The sequence below is a fragment of the Streptomyces sp. SM1 genome (assembly GCF_002910825.1).
In the GTDB taxonomy this organism is placed as follows: Bacteria; Actinomycetota; Actinomycetes; order Streptomycetales; family Streptomycetaceae; genus Streptomyces; species Streptomyces okerensis.
Map to the genome: position 1 here is coordinate 1 of NZ_NEUB01000192.1, position 5,422 is coordinate 5,422.

Genomic DNA, 5,422 nt, shown 5'->3' on the forward strand with positions numbered 1-5,422 from the left:
ACCGACGGGTCCAGCCGCAGCAGCACCTGCTTGCGCTGCGGCCGGCCCTGGGGGGCCGGGCCCCCGGACGGAGTCGTCACTGGTAGAGCGTCCCGGTGTTGAGGACCGGCTGCGCCGAGCGGTCGCCGCAGAGCACCACCATCAGGTTGGACACCATCGCCGCCTTGCGCTCCGGGTCGAGCTCCACGATGTCCTGCTCCTGGATCCGCGCCAGCGCGGACTCGACCATGCCCACCGCGCCTTCCACGATCTGCTGCCGCGCGGCCACGACCGCACCGGCCTGCTGCCGCTGGAGCATCGCCGAGGCGATCTCGGGCGCGTAGGCGAGGTGCGTGAAGCGGGACTCGATGATCTGCACTCCGGCCGCGTCCACGCGGGCGTGCAGCTCGACGGCGAGCTTCTCGGTGATCTCCTCGGCGTTGCCGCGCAGCGAGAGGCCGTCCTCGTCATGGGCGTCGTAGGGGTACTCGATGGCGATGTGCCGTACGGCCGCCTCGGTCTGGGTGGAGACGAACTCGATGTAGTCGTCCACCTCGAAGGTGGCCTGCGCGGTGTCCTCGACCCGCCACACCACGACCGCGGCCAGTTCGATCGGGTTGCCGTAGGCGTCGTTCACCTTCAGTACGGCGGTCTCGTGGTTGCGCACGCGGGTGGAGATCTTGGTGCGCGAGGTGAAGGGGTTCACCCACCGCAGGCCGTCCTGGCGGATCGTGCCCCGGTAGCGGCCGAAGAGCTGCACCACCCGGGCCTCGCCCGGCGCCACCATGTTCAGCCCGCACATCGCGAGGAAGGCGGCGATCGCGATCAGGATGCCGCCGGCGATCAGGGCGGCCTTCGCGCCGGTCGCGGTGACCGCCGTGGCGGAGACGATCATCGCCGCGCCGACGAGCAGCCCGGCCAGTCCGAGCATCAGTGCCAGCCCGCCGCCGATGCTGTGCGCCGGGACCTCCCGCACGCGCGGGGCCGGCATCTCCGGCACATCGGCCGTGACCTGCGTGTCGTGTGTGGACATGGGTGATCCCCCGTTTCCCGGGGCGCCTCCGCGCGGGTGGCTGCGGGCTAGCGCCTGTCTAACTAAGTGATAGCATTTTATCCCATCACGGCAACCTCCCACGCCTCTCGTACGTCGGTTCAGTAGGGGTGGGTGCTGATTGTCACGTCCGTAACGACCGCATCAGCAGCCCTTTGTCATAACTCCCGGTGTTACTTTTCTGAGCTGACCTGAGCGGCGAACCTGTGTGGCAGTCGAGCACACATGAACGAAGCGGAGCGGAACGGGCGTATGGGACGAGCGGAAGAAAGACGCGCACGACAGCGCGGCGGACGCCGTGCGGCACCCAGGGGCGGCCGTTCGTCGGGCGCGACCGGCCGCAGCGGCATACGCCGGCTGTTCACCTGGAAGAAGATCGTCGGCACCTTCTTCGGCCTCTGCCTGCTCGGCATGGGTGCCTTCATCGTGCTGTACATGGTGATCGACATCCCCGAGGGGAACGCCGAGGCCGAACTGCAGGGCAACGTCTACAAGTACAGCGACGGCTCGGTCATGGCCCGCAGGGGTTACAACCGGGACATCGTCGACCTGGCCAGGATCCCCAAGGACGTCCAGCGCACCTTCGTCGCCGCCGAGAACAAGTCCTTCTACAAGGACTCCGGCGTCGACATCAAGGGCACCGCGCGCGGCCTGCTCAACACCCTCTCCGGCAAGGGCGCCCAAGGCGGTTCGACGATCACCCAGCAGTACGTGAAGAACTACTACCTGACGCAGGAACAGACCGTCTCCCGCAAGATGAAGGAGCTGGTCATCTCCCTGAAGCTGGACCGGGAGAAGTCCAAGGACTACATCCTCGCCGGCTACATCAACACCAGCTACTACGGCCGCGGCGCCTACGGCATCCAGGCCGCCGCGCAGGCGTACTACCACGTCGACGCCGAGAAGCTGACGGTCGAGCAGGGCGCCTACCTCGCCGCCCTGCTCCAGGCCCCGAGCCAGTACGACTGGGCGGCCGCCAGTGAGAACGGCAAGAAGCTCGTCCAGGAGCGGTGGAACTACGTTCTGGACAACATGGTCGAGCAGGAGTGGCTGAGCGGCTCCGACCGCCAGGGCATGGAGTTCCCCGTCCCCAAGGAGCCCAAGGCGTCACCCGGGCTGGAGGGCCAGAGAGGATATCTGGTCGAGGCGGCCAACAACGCGCTCAAGCAGCAGCTCGTCGCCCAGGGGGCAGCCGAGGACATGGAGCAGGCCAAGGCCCTGGTCGACCTCGGCGGCTACACCATCACGCTCAACATCGACAAGAAGAAGCAGGCCGCGCTGGAGAAGGCGGTCAAGACCAGGCTCACCGGCAAGCTCGACCCGGACAAGCGCGAGGTCGACGCCGACATCCAGGCCGGTGGCGTCTCCGTGGACCCGAAGACGGGTGCGGTCGTGGCGATGTACGGCGGCGTGGACTACGTGAAGCACTTCACCAACAACGCCACCCGCGAGGACTACCAGCCGGCCTCCACCTTCAAGCCGGCCATCCTCGCCGCCGCCGTGGACCAGGCCGCCGAGACCCAGGACGGCGTGCCCATCACGGCCGACACGATCTACGACGGCACGAGCAAGCGCCAGGTCGTGGACGGCGACCGCGAGGTCGGCTTCGCGCCCCCCAACGAGGACGACGTCGACTACGGCGACATCACCGTCCAGGAGGCGATGAACAAGTCCGTCAACTCCGTCTTCGCGCAGATGGGCATCGACGTCGGCATGCCCGAGGTCGTGAAGGTCGCGGGCGAGCTCGGCATGGAGACCGAGGGCATGGAGGCCGTGCCCGCGCAGACCCTGGGCAGCATGGGCGCGAGCCCGCTGGAGATGGCGGGCGTCTACGCCACCCTCGCCAACCACGGCAAGAAGGTCGCCCCGGCCATGGTGAAGTCGGCCGAGCACAACGACCGTACGATCGAGTTCCCCGAACCGGTCGGCGAGCAGGTCATCAGCCGCGAGGCGGCCGACACGGTGACCTCCGTGCTCACCGGCGTGGTCGACGACGGTACCGCGAGGAAGTCCGTACGGGAGAACCCGCTGCGCGACGGCCAGCAGGTCGCCGGCAAGACGGGTACCTCCGACAACAACAAGTCGGCGTGGTTCACCGGCTACACGCCCGAGCTGGTCACCTCGGTCGGCCTGTTCGGCGAGGACGACAAGCCGCCGCACAAGCAGGTGCCGATGTACGAGGCCGGCGGCGTCGACTACCGCGTCAACGGCGGTGGCTTCCCCGCCGAGATCTGGGCGGCGTACACCTTCGGCGTCATGGACGAGGTCAGCGAGTTCGACCTCGACACCGAGCAGGGCTCGGGTGTGAAGCCGACCCGGACGCCGTCGGCCACGCAGTCGCCTTCGCAGACCCCGAGCGAGGAGCCGACGACGCAGGAGCCCACGACCGAGGCGCCCACCACCGAGACGTCCGCGCCGCCGACCTCCGAGCCGCCGTCCGGGACACCCACGTCCGAGGCGCCGACGAAGACGCCCTCGAGCTCGCCGACCTTCGGCATCCCGGGAGACCCGGACAAGCCGGGCGACCCGGGCGACCCGGACGACCCGCAGTTCGGCGCGGATCAGTAGACGGCACGCAGGAGGGGCGCCCGGTGACCGCACCGGGCGCCCCTCCTGCCGTACGACGGCGTGTACGACCGCGTGTGCGGCGGCTCAGCCGTGGTTCAGTTCGAACCACACCACCTTGCCCGTGCTCAGCCGGGTCGCGCCCCAGCGCCGGGCCAGCCGGTTCACCAGGTACAGCCCGCGCCCGTTCTCGTCCGTGGCCCGCGCCTGCCGCAGCCGCGGCAGCTGCGGCACGTCGTCACCGACCTCGCAGCGCAGCACGTCCGTACGCAGCAGCCTCAGCGTGACGGGCCGTGTGGCGTACCGCACCGCGTTCGTCACCACCTCGCTGACCAGCAGCTCGACCGAGTCGCTCATGTCCTCCATGCCCCAGCGGGACAGTGCCCGCCGGGCGAGGCGGCGGGCCCGGCCGGGGGCCGCGTCCTCCGGCTCGAGGAACCAGTACGCCACGTCGCTCGGCGCGATCCCGTCGAAACGGGCGGCGAGCAGCGCGATGTCGTCGTCCCGGTCGCCCGGACCGAGCATGTCGAGCACCTCGTCGCACAGCGCCTCCAGCGGCGGCGAATGGTCCGCGCCGGTCAGCTGAGCGGTCGCGGCGAGCTTCTCGCGCAGCTGCTCGATACCGGTCCACACGTCCCGCAGCCGGGACTCCACCAGGCCGTCGGTGTAGAGCAGCAGGGTCGCCCCGGCGGGGGCGTCCAGCTCCACGGCCTCGAAGTCCACCCCGCCCACACCGATCGGCGCGCCCGCGGGCACCCGCAGCACCTCGGCCCGGCCGCCCAGCTCCAGCAGAATGGGCGGCGGATGACCGGCGTTGGCGATGGTGATGCGGTGCGAGACCGGGTCGTACACCGCGTAGAGGCAGGTCGCCATGCGGTCCACGCCGAGCCGCTGCGCCTGCTCGTCGAGGTGGTGCAGGACCTCCTGGGGCGGCAGGTCGAGCCCGGCCAGGGTCTGCGCGGTGGTGCGCAGCTGGCCCATGATCGCCGCCGACGTCATGGAGTGCCCCATCACGTCGCCGACCACCAGCGCCACCCGGCTGCCCGGCAGCGGGATCGCGTCGTACCAGTCCCCGCCGACCCGCGCGGTCTCGGCGGCCGGCAGATAGCGCGACGCCAGCCGTACGCCGGTGCAGCGCGGCAGGGTCTCCGGCAGCATGGTGCGCTGCAGCTCGTCCGCGATGTACGCCTCCCGCCCGTACAGCACCGCCTTGTCGATACCGAGGGCGCTGTGCGTGGCGAGCTGGGCGGCGACCAGCAGGTCGTCGGCCTCGAACGGGATGCGCTCCGGGCGGCGCAGGAACAGCGCCGCGCCGATCACCCGGCGCCGGCCGCGCAGCGGCGCGAGGATCGCCCGCTGTCCGTCCGGAACGGCCGACGCGCCGTCGGGGCCGAGGAGTTCGGGCAGCGCGGCCGCGGCGGCCGGGGCGTCCGTGAACACCGGACGCACACCGCGCAGCACCTCGGCGAGCGCGCTGCCGGGCCGTACCGTGCAGAGCTCCGCGCCGACCGAGTCCAGCTCGGACGGCTCCGGCGGGGCGGCGACCGGCATGAACCCGCCCTCGGTGTCCCGCTCCGCCGGGATCCGGTCGGTGCGGCGCAGCCGGAGCACCAGCGGGCCGGTGGGCCGCTCGTCGCCGACCGGCAGCGGGTCGCGCAGATAGACCAGGATCGCGTCGGAGAAGGTGGGCACGGTTGCCCGGCACAGCCCCATCACGATCTCGTCCAGGTCGATACCGCGGGCGATCCGCCGGGTCGCCGCGCCGACGAACCGCAGCCGGTCACCGTCCCGCCGCATCGGCGTCGGCCGGCCGGGCCGCGTGACCTG

Annotated in this window: 3 protein-coding genes; 1 reads left to right on the forward strand and 2 read right to left on the reverse strand. The window is 70.7% G+C overall.

Translation table 11 applies throughout. From position 1 onward, the window contains the following. Positions 1-76: 76 nt before the first annotated feature. Positions 77-1,012, reverse strand: a complete 936-nt coding sequence (locus B9S61_RS04500; RefSeq protein ID WP_103541029.1) for an SPFH domain-containing protein — start codon at positions 1,010-1,012, stop codon at positions 77-79. 270 nt (positions 1,013-1,282) lie between these two features. Between B9S61_RS04500 and B9S61_RS04505 the strand changes: the two genes are divergently transcribed. Continuing rightward, the gene (locus B9S61_RS04505; RefSeq protein ID WP_181007237.1) at positions 1,283-3,598 is read left to right on the forward strand and encodes a transglycosylase domain-containing protein; all 2,316 of its coding nucleotides are present in this window, start codon (positions 1,283-1,285) and stop codon (positions 3,596-3,598) included. Between the two features lie 84 nt (positions 3,599-3,682). On the opposite strand, the gene B9S61_RS04510 is transcribed toward B9S61_RS04505, so the two are convergent. Further along, positions 3,683-5,422, reverse strand: a 1,740-nt coding sequence (locus tag B9S61_RS04510) for an ATP-binding SpoIIE family protein phosphatase (protein WP_103541031.1), incomplete at its 5' end; no start/stop codon positions are given.